Genomic DNA, 1,149 nt, shown 5'->3' with positions numbered 1-1,149 from the left:
GTGCCCGCCGTGGTGCCCGAGGCGCTGGCCGCCGGGCTGCCGGTGGTAGCGACGACATGCAGCGTGAGCATGGGCGATCTGCTCGGCCAGGGCCGCTTTGGCCTGCTCGTGCCGGTGCGCGATGCCGCGGCGCTGGCCGCGGCGATGGATCGCATCACCAGCCTGCCGTTCGATTCGGCCGCCGCCCGCGCCCAGGCGCGCCGTTTTACTGTGGAAATTGCCGCCCAAAGCTATGTCGTTGAAATGCAGCGACTGGCCCATGGCTGATCACCCGCTGCCCGGCACGGGCGAACCCGTCGCGCACGCCAACCCGCAGAAAGCGGATAGCGCGGCGACCATGTTCGCTGTAACGCCGCGCCCGGGCCTGAACGAGAAACGATGACGACACCCGCGATTCCCGAGACCGCTCCCCAAGCCAGCGGCCTGCGCAAATGGAGCGCCTATCTGGGCCCCGCCGTTTCGGTGGCGATCCTGTGCGCCGTGCTGTGGCAGCTGCGCCAGCTCAACTGGCTGATGGTGGTATCGATCATCCCGCGCTCCCCGCTGATCTGGCTGGTGCTGGCCGCCAGCTATTTCGCCGGGCCGGTGGCCGACTGGGTGATCTTCCGCAAGCTGTGGGGCATCCCGTTTTCGGGCCTGGCGCCGCTGCTCAAGAAGCTGGTCGGCAACGAACTGCTGCTGGGCTATGTCGGGGAAGTCTATTTCTACGACTGGGCGCGCCGCCATGTGAAGATGGAGGGCTCGCCCTTTGGCGCGGTGAAGGACGTGGCGATCCTTTCGGCGCTGGCCGGCAACATCATCACGATCCTGATGATGGGCATTACCTGGTATGTCAGCGGGCGGGTCGATTTCGGCCAGAACACCTGGCTGATCGTTTCGGCCATCGCCTTTGCCCTGGCGACGTCGCTGGTCATCACGTTCCTGCGCAAGGGCATTTTCAGCCTTTCGGGCCGCTCGTTGTGGTTCGTCTTCATGGTCCACTGCCTGCGCATCGCCGCCGGCATGGGCTTTACCGCCTTGTCCTGGCACCTGATCCTGCCCGAGGTGTCGATCGGCACCTGGATCCTCTTTTCCACCATCCGCCTGCTGGTGGCACGCCTTCCCTTCATCCCCAATAAGGATATCGCGTTTGCCGGCATCACGCCGCTG

Annotated in this window: 2 protein-coding genes; both read left to right on the top strand. The window is 65.6% G+C overall.

Annotation, left to right across the window (positions count from 1 at the left end):
- A partial coding sequence (locus H926_RS0116925) for a glycosyltransferase (protein ID WP_028658149.1) occupies window positions 1-267 on the top strand: 267 nt, incomplete at its 5' end.
- A gap of 111 nt (window positions 268-378) precedes the next feature.
- A partial coding sequence (locus H926_RS28280; RefSeq protein WP_237741081.1) for a hypothetical protein occupies window positions 379-1,149 on the top strand: 771 nt, incomplete at its 3' end.

The organism is Novosphingobium sp. B-7, assembly GCF_000410615.1.
Lineage (GTDB): Bacteria > Pseudomonadota > Alphaproteobacteria > Sphingomonadales > Sphingomonadaceae > Novosphingobium > Novosphingobium capsulatum.
The sequence above is the reverse complement of the archived record's forward strand: the minus strand, read 5'-3'. Positions and strand labels throughout refer to the sequence as shown.